The sequence below is a fragment of the Saccharopolyspora sp. MMCC62 genome (assembly GCF_057736575.1).
Window position 1 is genome coordinate 174,060 of sequence record NZ_JBYKCM010000001.1, and the last position, 13,498, is coordinate 187,557.

The window sequence follows — 13,498 nt, forward strand, 5'->3', positions numbered from 1 at the left end:
AGGAGGCCCGCCGTGCGGCTCGGACTGCAACTCGGATATTGGGGAGCGGCGCCTCCGGCGGACGCGCCCGCGCTGATCGCCGCCGCCGAATCCGCTGGTTTCGACGGGGTTTTCGCCGCCGAGTCCTGGGGTTCCGACGCGTTCACCCCGCTGGCCTGGTGGGGCAGCGCCACCAGCCGGGTGCGGCTCGGCACCTCGGTGGCGCAGCTGTCCGCGCGATCCCCGGCGGCCTGCGCGATGCACGCGCTCACCCTCGACCACCTCTCCGGCGGGCGCCACGTGCTCGGGCTCGGCGTCTCCGGGCCGCAGGTCGTGGAGGGCTGGTACGGCGCCCCGTTCGGGAAACCCTTGGCGCGCACCAGGGAATACGTCGACGTGGTGCGCCAGGTGCTGGCCCGCGAGGCGCCGGTGCGCAACGACGGCCCGCACTACCCGCTGCCCGCCACCGGCCCGGGCGCGCTCGGGCTCGGCAAGGCGCTGCGGCCGATCACCCATCCGCTGCGCGCGGACCTGCCGATCTGGCTCGGTGCCGAGGGGCCGCGCAACGTGGCGCAGACCGCGGAGATCGCCGACGGCTGGATCGCGGTGTACTTCTCGCTGCGCGCCGCCCCGCTCTACCAGCAGTGGCTCGCCGACGGCTTCGCCCGGCCCGGCGCCCGGCGGGACCGCGCCGGGTTCGAGGTCGCCGCCACCTGCCAGGTTGTGGTCACCGACGACGCCGCAGCGGCGAAGGAGCAGGTCAAGCCGTCGCTGGCGCTGTACATCGGCGGCATGGGCGCGACCGAGATGAACTTCCACGCGGACCTGTTCCGGCGGATGGGCTACACCGCCGCGGTCGAGGAGATCACCGCGCACTTCCAGGCCGGGCGCCGCGCCGAGGCGGTCGCCGCGGTGCCGGACGAGCTCGTCGACGACGTCGCGATCATCGGCGACCGCGAGCAGGTCCGCGCCGGGGTGCGCGCCTGGCGGCGGGCCGGGGTGGACGTGCTGCTGGTGGGCTGCCGGGACGTCGCGCAGCTGCACGCGGTGGCGGACGCGGTGCTCGGTGCGGACGACGAACCCTTGCCGTAGAAGTGAAACGCGTTCTAGCTTGGTGGGAACCGCCGGCCCCCGGGGACAGGAGTGCGCCGTGACCGACATCGGACTCTGGAACATCGCCGCCGACGATCCCGGCCGCACCGCGCTGATCGCGCCGGACGAACGGGAGATCGGCTACGGCGCGTTGGCCGCCGAGGCCGACCGGATCGGCCGCGGCTGGCAGGCGATGGGGCTCGAACCCGGCGACAGCGTGGTGCTGCTGCTGCCGAACGGGCCCGAACTGCTCGCCGCCTACTTCGCCGCGCTGCAGGCCGGGCTGTACGTGGTCACGGTGAACTGGCACCTCGTCGGCGCCGAGATCGCCTACATCCTCGACGACAGCGGAGCCGGGGCGTTCCTCGCGCACGAGCGCTTCGCCGCGGCCGCTACCGACGCCGCCGAGCAGGCCGGGCTGGACGGGCACCGCCGGTTCGCGGTCGGCGAGATCCCCGGGTTCCGGCCGCTGGCCGAGCTCGGCGCCGACGAGCCCGCGACCCGGCCCGACGTGCGCACCGCGGGCTCGCCGATGCTCTACACCTCCGGCACCACCGGCAGGCCCAAGGGCGTGCGGCGCGCGCTGACCGGCGCCGACCCGGACCAGGTGCCGGTGTACTCGCAGTGGTTCTTCGGCATCTTCGGGCTGGAACCGTTCGACGGGCACGTGCACCTGTGCGGCTCGCCGCTCTACCACACCGCGGTGCTGAACTTCGCGAGCATCTCGCTGCAACTGGGGCACCCGGTGGTGCTGGTGGACCGGTGGGACCCGGAGCGGATGCTCGCGCTCGTCGAGCGGCACCGGGTGACGCACACGCACATGGTGCCGACCCAGTTCCACCGGCTGCTCGCGCTGCCCGCCGAGGTTCGGGAGCGCCACGACGTCTCCTCGATGCGCGTCGCCATCCACGGCGCCGCGCCTTGCCCGATCGAGGTGAAGCGGCGGATGCTCGACTGGTGGGGACCGGTGGTCGTGGAGTACTACGCGGCCACCGAAGGCGGCGGCACCGTCATCCCCGCCGGCGAGTGGCTGCGCAAACCCGGATCGGTCGGCCGCGCCTGGCCCGGATCGGTGGTGCGGGTCCTCGACGACGCCGGGGCGGAGCTCCCGGCGGGCGAGGTCGGCACGGTGTACATGCGGATGGGCACCTCCAGCTTCGAGTACCACCAGGCCCCGGAGAAGACCCGCAGCGGGCGCGTCGGCGACCTGTTCACCCTCGGCGACGTCGGGTACCTCGACGCGGACGGGTACCTGTACCTGCGGGACCGCAAGAGCGACATGATCATTTCGGGTGGGGTGAACATCTACCCGGCGGAGATCGAGAACGTGCTCTCGGTGCACCCGAAGGTCGCCGACGTCGCGGTGTTCGGCGTGCCGCACGAGGACTGGGGCGAGCAGGTCAAGGCCGTCGTGCAGCCCGCGCCCGGCGTCGCGTGGGAGGAGGCGCTCACCGCCGAACTGCTGGAGTTCGCCGCCGAACGCCTCGCCAAGTTCAAGCTCCCCCGCGTGGTCGACTACACCGAGGAGCTGCCGCGCGACCCCAACGGGAAGCTGTACAAGCGCAAGCTCAAATCCTGACCGGCACCACCCGATCGGATTCAGGTGAATGGCCCACTCGCCCAAGGGGATCGGGTGAACGGGCCATTCACCTGGCTGGTCATTCGCCGCGGAAGTGCGGGGTGCGCTTCTCCGCGAACGCGCGCGGACCTTCCTTCGCATCCGCGCTGCGGAAGACCTCCAGTCCCAGGCGGGTGTCCACCTGGAAGGCCTCCTGCTCCGGCATCCCCTCGGTCTCGCGCATGGTGCGCAGGATCGCCCGCACCGCCAGCGGCCCGTTCGCGGCCACGGCCTCGGCGAGCTCCAGCGCGGTCGGCAGCGCCTCGCCGTCCGGCACCACCCGGCCGATCAGGCCGATCTCCGCGGCCTCCTCGGCGCTCACGTGCCTGCCGGTCAGCAGGATCTCGGCGGCCCGCGCGTAGGAGATCTGCCGCGGCAGCCGGACCGCGGAACCGCCGAGCGGGAACAGGCCCCACCGGCATTCCGACACCCCGAACCGCGCGCTGCGGCCCGCGATCCGGATGTCGGTGGCCTGCAGGATCTCGGTGCCGCCCGCCACGGCCGGTCCTTCGACGGCGGCGATGAGCGGTTTGGTGAGCCGGCGGCCCTTCAGCAGCGGTTCGATCACCGACAGGTCCCGGCCCGCCGTGGTGTCGCCGGGGTGGCTGGTGGTCATGGCCTTGAGGTCCGCACCGGCGCAGAACGCGCCGCCCGCGCCGGTGAGCACGCAGGCGCGGATCTCCGGATCGGCGTCCACCTCGTCCCAGGCGCGCTGCATGATCGCCATCATCTCGGCGGACAGCGCGTTGCGCGCCTCCGGCCGGTTGAGCGTCACGACGAGCACCGCGCCGCGCCGGTCCACCAGGCAGTGCGGGGATGTTTCGGGCATGCGTTCCTCCCGTGGTGCGAGCGGGAAATGCGTTGCAGGGAAACGTGAACCGATCGGCCCGTTGCCTCGAACAATAACATGTTCTAATTTCGATCGGGTGGCACACAACATCGCGGATCTCTTCGAGCACGCCGTCGACCTGACACCCGAGCGCGTCGCCGTGATCTGCGGCGAGCACCGGGCCACCTTCGCCGAACTGGAACGCCGATCGAACCGGCTCGCCCACCATTGGGCCGCCCGCGGGCTGGGCCGGGGCTCGCACATCGGGGTGCACACCCGCAACCGCATCGAAGCCCTCGAGGTCATGCTGGCCGCGTACAAGCTGCGCGCGGTCGCGGTCAACGTCAACTACCGCTACGTGGCGGGAGAACTGCGCTACCTCTACGAGGACGCCGACCTCGTCGCGCTCGTCCACGAACGCCGCTACGCCGACCGGGTGGCGCAGGCGCTGCCGCCGGGGCTGCGGCACGTGCTCGTCCTGGAGGACGGCAGCGACCTGGACTGCGCCGCGACCCCGTACGAGACCGCCCTCGCCGAGGGTTCCGAGGAGCGGGACTTCCCGGCCCGCTCCGACGACGACCTGTTCCTGCTCTACACCGGCGGCACCACCGGGAACCCGAAAGGCGTGATGTGGCGCCACGAGGACGTCTGGCGCACCCTCGGCGGCGGCATCGACTTCATGACCGGCGAGCCGATGGCCGACGAGTGGCAACAGGCCCGCGACGGCGCCGCGAACGGTGGGCTCGTGCGATTACCGGCCGCTCCGTTCATCCACGGCGCCGCGCAGTGGGCCGCGTTCGGGAACCTGTTCGCCTGCAGCCCCGTCGTGATCGTCCCCGAGTTCGACCCGCACGAGATCTGGCGCGCCGTCGAACGCCACGGGGTGCACGTCCTCGCCATCACCGGCGACGCGATGGCCCGGCCGCTGATCGAAGCGCTGCACGAGGGCGAGCACGACGTGTCCTCGCTGGTCGCGATCTCCAGCAGCGCTGCGCTGTTCTCCCCGTCGGTGCAGCGCCAGTACCTCGACGCGCTGCCCGGCGTGCTGCTCACCGACTCCATCGGCAGCTCCGAGACCGGGTTCAGCGGCATCGGCGTGCTGAGCAAGGACACCGCGACCGGTGGCGGTCCCCGGGTGAACGCCGACGCGGCCACCGCGATCATCGGCCGGGACGGGACGCTGCTGCCGCCGGACTCCACCGAGGTCGGGCTGCTCGCCCGCTCCGGGCACGTGCCGCTGGGCTACTACAAGGACCCGGACAAGACCGGCGCGGTGTTCGTGGAGATCGACGGCACCCGCTACGTGGTGCCCGGCGACTACGCCCGCTACGAACCCGACGGCACCGTCACCATGCTCGGCCGCGGCTCGATGTCGGTGAACACCGGCGGCGAGAAGGTCTACCCCGAAGAGGTCGAGGGCGTGCTCAAGGCGCACCCCGTCGTGTTCGACGCGCTCGTGTTCGGCGTCCCCGACGAGCGGCTCGGGCAGTGCGTGGCCGCCGTCGTGCAGACCCGCGACGGGGCGGCACCCGCCTGGGACGACTTGGACCGGCACGCGCGCCGGCACATCGCCGGGTACAAGGTGCCGCGCAAGCTGTGGCTGGCGGGGGAGGTGCGCCGCTCGCCCAGCGGCAAGCCGGACTACCGGTGGGCCCGCGGGCTCGCCGAGCGGTTCCGGCCCAGCTGCGCCCGTTCCGGAACCGGCAGCACCCCCGCCGCCGCGGCGGAATCCGGTCCCGCGTCGGAGGGCGCCGCCGCAGCGGAGTCCGCTCCCGAACCACCCGCCGACGACCCCGGCTCCGCGGCGCGGGGCACCGCCGAAAGGACTCCGTGATGCGCACCGACCTCTGCGACCGGCTCGGCATCGAGCACCCGATCGTCGCCTTCACCCCGTCCGAGCACGTGGCCGCCGCGGTCAGCCGCGCGGGCGGACTCGGTGTGCTCGGCTGCGTGCGGTTCAACGACGCGGCCGAGCTCGACGCGGTGCTGGACTGGATGGACCGCGCCACCGGCGACCGCCCCTACGGCGTGGACGTGGTGATGCCCTCCACCGTGCCCACCGAGGGGTCCGATGTGGACTTGGCGGCGATGGTGCCGCAGCAGCACCGGGATTTCGTGCGCCGCACCCTCGACCGGCTCGGCGTGCCGGAACTGCCCGCCGGGCAGGAGACCGGGGACGCGGTGCTCGGCTGGCTGCACTCGGTGGCCCGCTCGCACGTGGACGTGGCGCTGCGGCACCCGGTGCGGCTCATCGCCAACGCGCTCGGTTCCCCGCCGCCGGACGTGATCGGCCGCGCCCACGAGCACGGCGTGCAGGTCGCCGCCCTCGCCGGCAAGGCCGAGCACGCCCGCAGGCACGTCGAGCAGGGCGTGGACCTGGTCGTGGCGCAGGGCCACGAGGCGGGCGGGCACACCGGCGAGATCGCCACCATGGTGCTGGTGCCGGAGATCGTGGACGCCGTCGGCGACCGCGCCCCGGTGCTCGCCGCGGGCGGCATCGGGTCCGGGCGGCAGATCGCGGCCGCCCTGGCGCTGGGCGCGAGCGGGGCGTGGATGGGTTCGTACTGGCTGGCGACCCGCGAGTACGTGCAGACCACCGGCGGCTCGGCGATGCAGCGCGCGCTGGTCGCCGCGGGTTCCGCGGACACCGTGCGCACCCGCATCTACACCGGCAAACCGGCGCGGCTGCTCAAGACCCGCTGGACCGAGGCGTGGAGCGAACCGGACGCGCCGGAACCGCTGCCGATGCCGCTGCAGAACATCCTGGTCAGCGAGGCGCACCAGCGGATCACCGCCGCCGAGGACCCGGGGGTGGTGTCGATGCCGGTCGGGCAGGTCGTGGGCCGGATGAACGCGGTGCGCGGCGTGGACGAGCTGATGGCGGAGCTGCTGCGCGAAACCGACGACACACTCGCCCGCCTGGGGAACCTCCGCTGAAATCGGCCAGGTGAACGGCCCATTCGCCCACTCCTGCGGGGCAGGTGGGCCATTCACCCGGGTGGTGTCGTGGTGCGCCGGTGGTCCAGCGCGGCCGCCCGCTCCGGCAGCAGGAGCTCGTAGCGGGGTTCCGGGCCCGGGCGCCACCACACCGGGTCCGGGCAGGTCCAGCGCTCGGCGGCGAGCTGGCGCTTGAGCACCTTGTGCGTGCCGGTGCGCGGTAGCTCCGCGGCGATCCGGACGAACCGCGGCAGCTGCTTCGGCCCCAGATCCGGTTGCGCGGCCAGGAAGTCCCCGAGGTCGTCGAGCTCGCCCGCGAGCACCAGCGCCGCCATCACCTGATCGCCGACCACCGGATCCGGCACCGCGTACACGGCGGCGTGCGCGATCGACGGGTGCCGCAGCAGGACCCGTTCGATCGGCGCGGCACCCAGGTTCTCCCCGTCCACCCGCAGCCAGTCCGCGGACCGGCCCGCGAAGTAGCAGAAGCCGTCCGCGTCGAGGTAGGCGAGATCGCCGCTGCGGTACATGCCGCCGCGCATCCGCTGCGCGTCCGCCTCCGGCGCGCCGTAGTACCCGGCGAACCAACCGGCGCCGTCGGTGTTGACCAGTTCGCCGACCGCCTCGTCCGGGTTGGCGAGCCGCCCGTCCCGATCGAAGACCGCGGGCGGGCACCGCCGACCGGTGTCCGGGTGCAGCACCGCGACGCCGGGGCCGGGCTTGCCGAGCGAGCCGGCCGGCGCGTCCGGGGTGCGGGAGATCGCCACCCCGCCCTCGGTGGAGCCGAACCCGTCGACCACCCGGCAGCCGAAGCGATCGGCGAACCGGGCCAGGTCCCGCTCGGCGCCCTCGTTGCCGTAGGCGATCCGCAGCGGGTTGTCCGCGTCGTCCGGCCGCGGTGGTGTGGCCAGCACGTAGGACAGGGGAGTGCCGACGTAGTTCGCGTAGGTGGCGCCGAACCGGCGCACGTCGGGCAGGAACTCCGACGCGGAGAACCGGCGCCGCAACGAGATCGCGGCACCCGCCGCCAGACCGACCGCCCACCCGGCGAACAGCGCGTTCGAGTGGAACAGCGGCATCGACACGTACGCGGCGTCCCGCCCGTCCAGCCGGAACCGGTCGGCGAGCATCCGGCCCGGGAACGCGACCTTGCCGTGCGTGCAGCGCACCGCCTTCGGCTCGCCGCCGGTGCCGGAGGTGAACAGCAGCGCGAACAGGTCGTCCGGGGCGGCCGGTGCCGGGTCGAGCGGGGCGCCGCGGTGCGCGGCCAGCGCCCGCTCCCACTCCGGTGAGCCGAGCAACAGCACCTCGGCGTCGAGGTCGGCGCCGTCCAGCAGCGGGGCGTACCGCGGCTCGGTGAGCACCAGCGCGCAGTCCGCGAGCCGCACGTCCCGGGCCAGCGCCGCGCCCCGGCGGCCCGGGTTGAGCCCGGCCAGGACGGTGCCGGACAGCGCGGCCGCGCCCAGCAGGAACGAGAACTCCGGCACGTTGTCCAGCAGCACCCCGACGTGCGGCGGCCGGTCGGCGGGCAGCAGCGCGCGGAGCAGGGCGGCGAGTTCGGCGCTGCGGCGCACGTGCTCCGCCCAGCTCCACTCCCGGTCCTCGAAGCGCAGTCCCGGCCGCGGGTCGTCGGCCCGCGCCAGCAACAGCTCGGTCACCGTCGGCGTCTGCTCGGCCATGCCCGCTCCTCCCGTCGAAACCCGGTTCCAACCCAGGTGAATGGCCCATTCGCCCGGCCACGGTGGGCAGCTGGGTCATGCACCTGAGGTGTCCTGCGCGTGGCGGAACCGCTGGACGCCGAGCGACCGGCGCCGTGCTCGCGCTACCCGTGCTCGCGCTGCCCGTCCTCGTCGCACGAGGTGTCCGTCTCCTCCTCCGCCGCGAGCGCCGCGCCGATGCGGTGGAGCTGGGCGGTGGCCCCGCCGAGGGCGAACTCGCGGCGCTTGGCGGCGGTGAAGTAGCGGTGCAGCTGGTGGTCCAGGTCGATGCCCGTGCCGCCGTGCACGTGCACCGCGGTGTGCGCGACGCGGTGCCCGGCTTCGGCGGCCCAGAACTTCGCGACCGCGACCGCTGCGGTGCACGTCAGGTCCTGCGCGGCGCGGCAGGCGGCCTGCCACGTCGTGAGCCGCACCGCCTCCACGTCCACGTAGGCGTCCGCCAGCCGCTGCGACACCGCCTGGAAGGTGCCGATCGGGCGGTCGAACTGCACGCGGTCGCGGGCGTGCGCGGCGGTGAGCTCCAGCGCGCGCTCCAGCACGCCGAGCTGTTCCGCGCACGTCCCGAGCGCGAACCGGTCGGCGAGCCACCCGGCGACGTCGGCGCCGCCGAGCAGCCGGTCCTCGTCGAGCGGGACGTCGGCCAGCTCCACCACCGCTTCGGCGTCACCGTCCACGACCCGCTGCGCCCGCACCGAGACGCCCGGGTCGGCGGCGGCCACCACGAACACCCGGGTGCCGTCCGGGGTGGTGGCCGGGACGAGGAACGCGTCGGCGACGGTCCCGGCGGGCACCGCGACCTTCGCGCCGTCCAGCACCCACCGGTCACCGGTCCGGTCCGCGCGGGTCGCGGGCGGCCGCGGATCGTGCTCGGCGCCTTCGGCGAACGCGGCGGTGAGCACGAGTTCGCCGGTGCCCGCCGGACGTGCCCACCGCTCGCGCTGGTGCTCGTCGCCGAACCGGGCCAGCGCACCGGCCGCGGTGACCAGCGAGGTCAGGTACGGCACCGGGGCGACGGCGCGGCCGAGTTCCACCAGCACCGAGCACTGCTCCAGCGGCCCGCAGCCGGCGCCGCCGAGGGAGTCGGGCAGCGCGGCGGCGAGCACCCCGGCCTTCGCCAGGTCCGCCCACAGCGCGCGGTCGAAGTGCTCGGACTCCGCCTCGTGCGGCCGGTCGGCGGTCACCCGGCCGGTCGCGATGCGGCGGGTCAGCTCGGTGAGGTCCTGCTGCTGCTCGGTGGGGGCGAAGTCCATCGCGGTGCTCCTCTGCGAGTGGTGGGTTCCGGCCCGCCTCACCGGCGGGCGCGCGGCAGTCCAAGGCCCACGGTGGCGACGATGTCGCGCTGCACCTCGTTGGTGCCGCCACCGAAGGTGAGGATCAGCGCGGCCCGGTGCATCCGCTCGATCCGGCCGCGCAGCGCCGCGCCCGGCGAGCCGCCGCGGACGTGCCCCGCGGGTCCGAGCACCTCCATCAGCAGCCGGTAGGCCTCGATGGCCAGCTCGGTGCCGTAGACCTTCGTCGCGGACGCCGCGGCGGGCGCCGGTCGCTGCTCGGCGGTCCAGGCGATCTTCCAGTTCATCAGCTTGAGCACCTCGGTCCCCGCGTGCACCCGGGCCAGGTGCGAGCGCACCCACTCCTGGTCGAGCACCCGGCGTCCGTCGCCGAGCTCGGTGCGCCGCGCCCACTCCCGCACCTGCCCGAGCGCCGTGGTGATCGGGGCGGCGGAGGTGAGCGCGACCCGCTCGTGGTTGAGCTGGTTGGTGATCAGCGGCCAGCCGCCGTGCTCCGTCCCGACCAGCGCGCTCACCGGTACCCGCACGTCCTCGTAGTAGGTGGCGCTGGTGGTGGGCCCGGCGACGGTGCGCACCGGCGTCCAGGAGAAGCCGGGGGAGTCGGTCGGCACCACGAGCACGCTGAGGCCCTCGTGCTTGCGGGCGTCCGGGTCGGTGCGGCAGGCCAGCCAGATGTGGTCGGCGTACTGCACCAGACTGGTCCACATCTTCTGCCCGTTGATCACGTAGTGGTCGCCGTCGCGCACCGCGGTGGTGCGCAGCGCGGCGAGGTCGGTGCCCGCCTCGGGCTCGGAGTAGCCGATGGCGAAGTGCAGCTCTCCCGCGGCGATCCCCGGCAGGTACCGGGCGCGCTGCTCCGGCGTGCCGTAGCGCATGATCGTGGGGGCGATGCTGTTGAGCGTCAGGAACGGCACCGGAACCCCGGCGACGGCGGCTTCGTCGGTGAAGATGAGCTGGTCCAGCATGCTGCCGCCGTGCCCGCCGTGTTCGCGGGGCCAGCCGAGCGCGAGCCAGCCGTCGGCGCCGAGCCTGCGCACCACTTGCTCGTAGGCCCCGCCGTCACCGTAGTCGCCGTCGCCGGTGAGCTCGGCGCGCAGCTCGTCGGTCATCAGGTCCGCGAAGTAGTCGCGCAGCCGGTGCCGCAACCGCTGCTGCTCGGGGGTGAAGCCGATCCGCATGAGCCCTCCTGGCGCGAGCGGTGCCCGGTAGAAGTGCAACGTGTTGCAGTGACCATAGACCGGCGGGTGGGCGCGGGTCGACCTTCCTCCTACTGGTCGTCATCCATCGCATCCGAGTCGGCTGGTCGGTTAACGTGCAACTCGTTCTAGGTTCGGATTCCGTTCCCGGGTGCTCGGCGCACTGGTCCGCCCGGGTGATCCGGCGGCCGGACGGTGTCTCCGGGCGGGGGTGGCTCGTTGCCCCCTCGGAAGGCCGGTGCCGATTCGCCGCGCGGACGGGGTCCCCGAGCGCGGAGGTGGCGATGGAGATCGGCGTGCGACCGGAGCTGTGCGAGGCCAACGGTGTCTGCGCCGGGCTCGCCCCGGAGGTCTTCGAGCTGGACGACGACGAGCGGCTGCACGTCCACCGCCCCGTCCCCGTCGAGCAGGTAGAACGTGTTTCCAAAGCGGTGCAGCTGTGCCCGAAGGGCGCCTTGTTCTTCGCGGATAACGAAGGTGATTCCGGCTCTTGAGCAGAACGGGAACACGTTCTACCGTGTGTCGCAGATAACAGTCCGCCCCGGCGGACGTGGACGCGGCGAGAGGACACGCCCGTGAAAGCAGCGGTGCTCGATCAGATCGGCGACGACCGGCTCCACGTCCGCGCGGACGCCACCGTCGTCGCCCCCGGCCCGACGGACGTGCACGTGCGGATCCGCGCCGCCGGGATCTGCCACAGCGACCTGTCCGCGATGAACGGCACGCTGCCCGCGCTCGCCCCCGGCGTGATGGGCCACGAAGGCGCCGGCGAGGTGCTCGCCGTCGGCGACCAGGTGACCGACCTGGCACCCGGCGACCACGTCACCATCACCTTCGTCCCGCCCTGCGGGACTTGCCGGGAATGCCTGCACGGCCAGCCGCACCTGTGCGCGGTGCACACCGTCGCCGCGTTCACCTCCCCGCGGTTCGAAGTGGGCGCGCAGCCGGTGTTCGGGTTCGCCGGGTGCGGCACCTTCGCCGAAGAGCTCGTGCTGCCCCGCGCCGGAGCGATCAAGGTCGACCCGGACGTGCCGTTCGACGTGGCCGCGCTGCTGGGCTGCGGGGTGCTGACCGGCGTCGGCGCCGTGCTCAACACCGCGCGGCTCGAACCGGGCTCCACCGTCGCCGTCATCGGCTGCGGCGGCGTCGGGATCTCGGTGATCCAGGGCGCGCGGCTGGCCGGGGCCGGCACGATCGTCGCGGTGGACCCGGTCGTGGACAAGCACGCCGGGGCGCGCCGGTTCGGCGCCACGCACACCGCCACCCCCGACGGGTTCGACGAGCTGAAGCAGGAGCTCACCGGCGGCGCCGGGTTCGACTGCGCCATCGAGGTGGTCGGCTTGGCGGGCACCATCCGCGCCGCCTACGACGCCACCCGGCGCGGCGGCAGCACCGTCGTCGTCGGCGCGGGCGGGCCGGAGCAGCGGGTCGAGTTCACCGCCCAGGAGCTGTTCATCACCGAGCGCAAGATCCTGCCGTCGTTCTACGGCTCGGCCGATCCGCGCCGCGACATCGACCGGATGCTGCGGTTCTGGCGCGCCGGGCTGCTCGACCTGGAGGGCATGGTCAGCAGGCGCCTGCCGCTGGACGAGATCAACGACGGGCTGGGCGCGCTGCGGGGCGGCGATGCCGCGCTGGTGCGGCAGATCGTCACCTTCGACTAGGGCATCGACCGGCCGGACCGGCGGCGATCGACGTGCTCGCACGACGTCCGACCCGGGCGCCGATCGACCGGCGACCGGCCGGCCGGGCCGCCGACCGGCCGGGCCACCGACCGGACGCCGGACGGCAGGACCATCGACCAGCAGAGCCACCGACCTGAGGAGTCCACTGTGGAGCAGAGTCCGGAGCTGCGGCTGGACGGCCGGGTCGCCGTCGTCACCGGCGCGGGCGCCGGCCTCGGCCGGGCCGAGGCGCTCGCGCTCGCCGATGCCGGGGCGAGCCTGGTGCTCAACGACGTCTCCACCGCCGCCGACGACGTCGCCGCCGAGATCACCGCCGCGGGCGGGCGGGCCGTCGCGGTGCGCGGCGACGTGGCCGAACGGGAGACCGCGGACGGGCTGCTGGCCGCCGCCCTCGACCACTTCGGCGCGCTGCACGTGGTGGTGAACAACGCGGGCGTGCTGCGCGACCGGACGGTGTTCGGCATGTCCGACCAGGACTGGGACGAGGTGATCCGGGTGCACCTGCGCGGGCACTTCCTGCTCACCCGCACCGCCACGGCGCACTGGCGGCGGCTGTGCAAGGAGACCGGCGAGGAGGTCGGGGCCCGGATCGTGAACACCTCCTCCGAGGCGTTCCTGCTCGGCTCCGGCGGCCAGCCGAACTACGCGGCCGCGAAGGCCGGGATCGCCGCGCTCACCGTCTCCACCGCCCGCGCCACGGCCCGCTACGGAGTGCGGACCAACGCGATCTGCCCGCGCGCCCGCACCGGGATGACCGCGGACGTCTTCGGGCCCGCACCGGACGGCGGCGTGGACCCGCTGTCCACCGAGCACGTCGCCCCGTTCGTCGCCTACTTGGCCGCCCCGGCCGCCGACGCCGTCAACGGCCAGGTGTTCGTGGTGCACGGCGGGAAGGTGGCGCTGCTGGCGCCGCCGACCATCGAGCGCCGGTTCGACGCCACCGGACCCACCTGGACCACCGCGGAGCTGCACCGCGCTGTCGGCGGCCACTTCGCCGACCGCACGGGCGGCATGTTCACCAGCGACGACGTGCTGTCGCTGGGCTAGACCGGGGCACGCCCGCCCACTCGCTCGACCGCTCGACCGCTCGACCGCAGGACCGCTCGATTGCTCGACCGCAGGACCGCTCGACCACATGCTCCACCGCCCGCTCGA

At 73.8% G+C, this 13,498-nt stretch carries 11 protein-coding genes; 7 read left to right on the forward strand and 4 right to left on the reverse strand.

What is annotated here, in order from left to right:
* The first annotated feature begins 12 nt into the window (after nucleotides 1–12).
* Complete coding sequence (locus AC29IT_RS00835; RefSeq protein WP_488217466.1) at nucleotides 13–1,071, forward strand: LLM class F420-dependent oxidoreductase; 1,059 nt, start codon at nucleotides 13–15, stop codon at nucleotides 1,069–1,071.
* A gap of 58 nt (nucleotides 1,072–1,129) precedes the next feature.
* On the forward strand, nucleotides 1,130–2,650 hold the full coding sequence (locus tag AC29IT_RS00840; RefSeq protein ID WP_488217467.1) for an acyl-CoA synthetase: 1,521 nt from the start codon (nucleotides 1,130–1,132) through the stop codon (nucleotides 2,648–2,650).
* 79 nt (nucleotides 2,651–2,729) lie between these two features.
* On the opposite strand, the gene AC29IT_RS00845 is transcribed toward AC29IT_RS00840, so the two are convergent.
* Complete coding sequence (locus AC29IT_RS00845; protein ID WP_488217468.1) at nucleotides 2,730–3,518, reverse strand: crotonase/enoyl-CoA hydratase family protein; 789 nt, start codon at nucleotides 3,516–3,518, stop codon at nucleotides 2,730–2,732.
* A gap of 97 nt (nucleotides 3,519–3,615) precedes the next feature.
* On the opposite strand from AC29IT_RS00845, the gene AC29IT_RS00850 reads away from it, so the two are divergent.
* On the forward strand, nucleotides 3,616–5,352 hold the full coding sequence (locus AC29IT_RS00850) for an acyl-CoA synthetase (protein ID WP_488217469.1): 1,737 nt from the start codon (nucleotides 3,616–3,618) through the stop codon (nucleotides 5,350–5,352).
* Nucleotides 5,352–6,455 carry an NAD(P)H-dependent flavin oxidoreductase gene (locus AC29IT_RS00855; protein WP_488217470.1) on the forward strand — a complete coding sequence of 368 codons (1,104 nt, stop codon included), beginning with the start codon at nucleotides 5,352–5,354 and terminating at the stop codon, nucleotides 6,453–6,455. Before AC29IT_RS00850 ends, AC29IT_RS00855 begins: the two co-directional genes overlap by 1 nt.
* A 53-nt stretch (nucleotides 6,456–6,508) precedes the next feature.
* On the opposite strand, the gene AC29IT_RS00860 is transcribed toward AC29IT_RS00855, so the two are convergent.
* The 3 genes from AC29IT_RS00860 to AC29IT_RS00870 all read right to left on the reverse strand — a co-directional run bounded on the left by AC29IT_RS00860 (nucleotide 6,509) and on the right by AC29IT_RS00870 (nucleotide 10,640).
* The gene (locus AC29IT_RS00860; protein ID WP_488217471.1) at nucleotides 6,509–8,134 is read right to left on the reverse strand and encodes a long-chain-fatty-acid--CoA ligase; all 1,626 of its coding nucleotides are present in this window, start codon (nucleotides 8,132–8,134) and stop codon (nucleotides 6,509–6,511) included.
* Nucleotides 8,135–8,277: 143 nt separating this feature from the next.
* Nucleotides 8,278–9,423 carry an acyl-CoA dehydrogenase family protein gene (locus AC29IT_RS00865; RefSeq protein WP_488217472.1) on the reverse strand — a complete coding sequence of 382 codons (1,146 nt, stop codon included), beginning with the start codon at nucleotides 9,421–9,423 and terminating at the stop codon, nucleotides 8,278–8,280.
* A 38-nt stretch (nucleotides 9,424–9,461) separates the two neighbouring features.
* Complete coding sequence (locus AC29IT_RS00870) at nucleotides 9,462–10,640, reverse strand: acyl-CoA dehydrogenase family protein (RefSeq protein ID WP_488217473.1); 1,179 nt, start codon at nucleotides 10,638–10,640, stop codon at nucleotides 9,462–9,464.
* Between the two features lie 302 nt (nucleotides 10,641–10,942).
* Here AC29IT_RS00870 and AC29IT_RS00875 point away from each other — a divergent pair, with 302 nt between their 5' ends.
* From AC29IT_RS00875 to AC29IT_RS00885, 3 genes are all read left to right on the forward strand, one after another.
* On the forward strand, nucleotides 10,943–11,152 hold the full coding sequence (locus AC29IT_RS00875; RefSeq protein WP_488217474.1) for a ferredoxin: 210 nt from the start codon (nucleotides 10,943–10,945) through the stop codon (nucleotides 11,150–11,152).
* Between the two features lie 81 nt (nucleotides 11,153–11,233).
* Complete coding sequence (locus tag AC29IT_RS00880; protein ID WP_488217475.1) at nucleotides 11,234–12,322, forward strand: Zn-dependent alcohol dehydrogenase; 1,089 nt, start codon at nucleotides 11,234–11,236, stop codon at nucleotides 12,320–12,322.
* Between the two features lie 186 nt (nucleotides 12,323–12,508).
* Complete coding sequence (locus tag AC29IT_RS00885; protein ID WP_488217900.1) at nucleotides 12,509–13,390, forward strand: 3-oxoacyl-ACP reductase; 882 nt, start codon at nucleotides 12,509–12,511, stop codon at nucleotides 13,388–13,390.
* Nucleotides 13,391–13,498 lie beyond the last annotated feature (108 nt).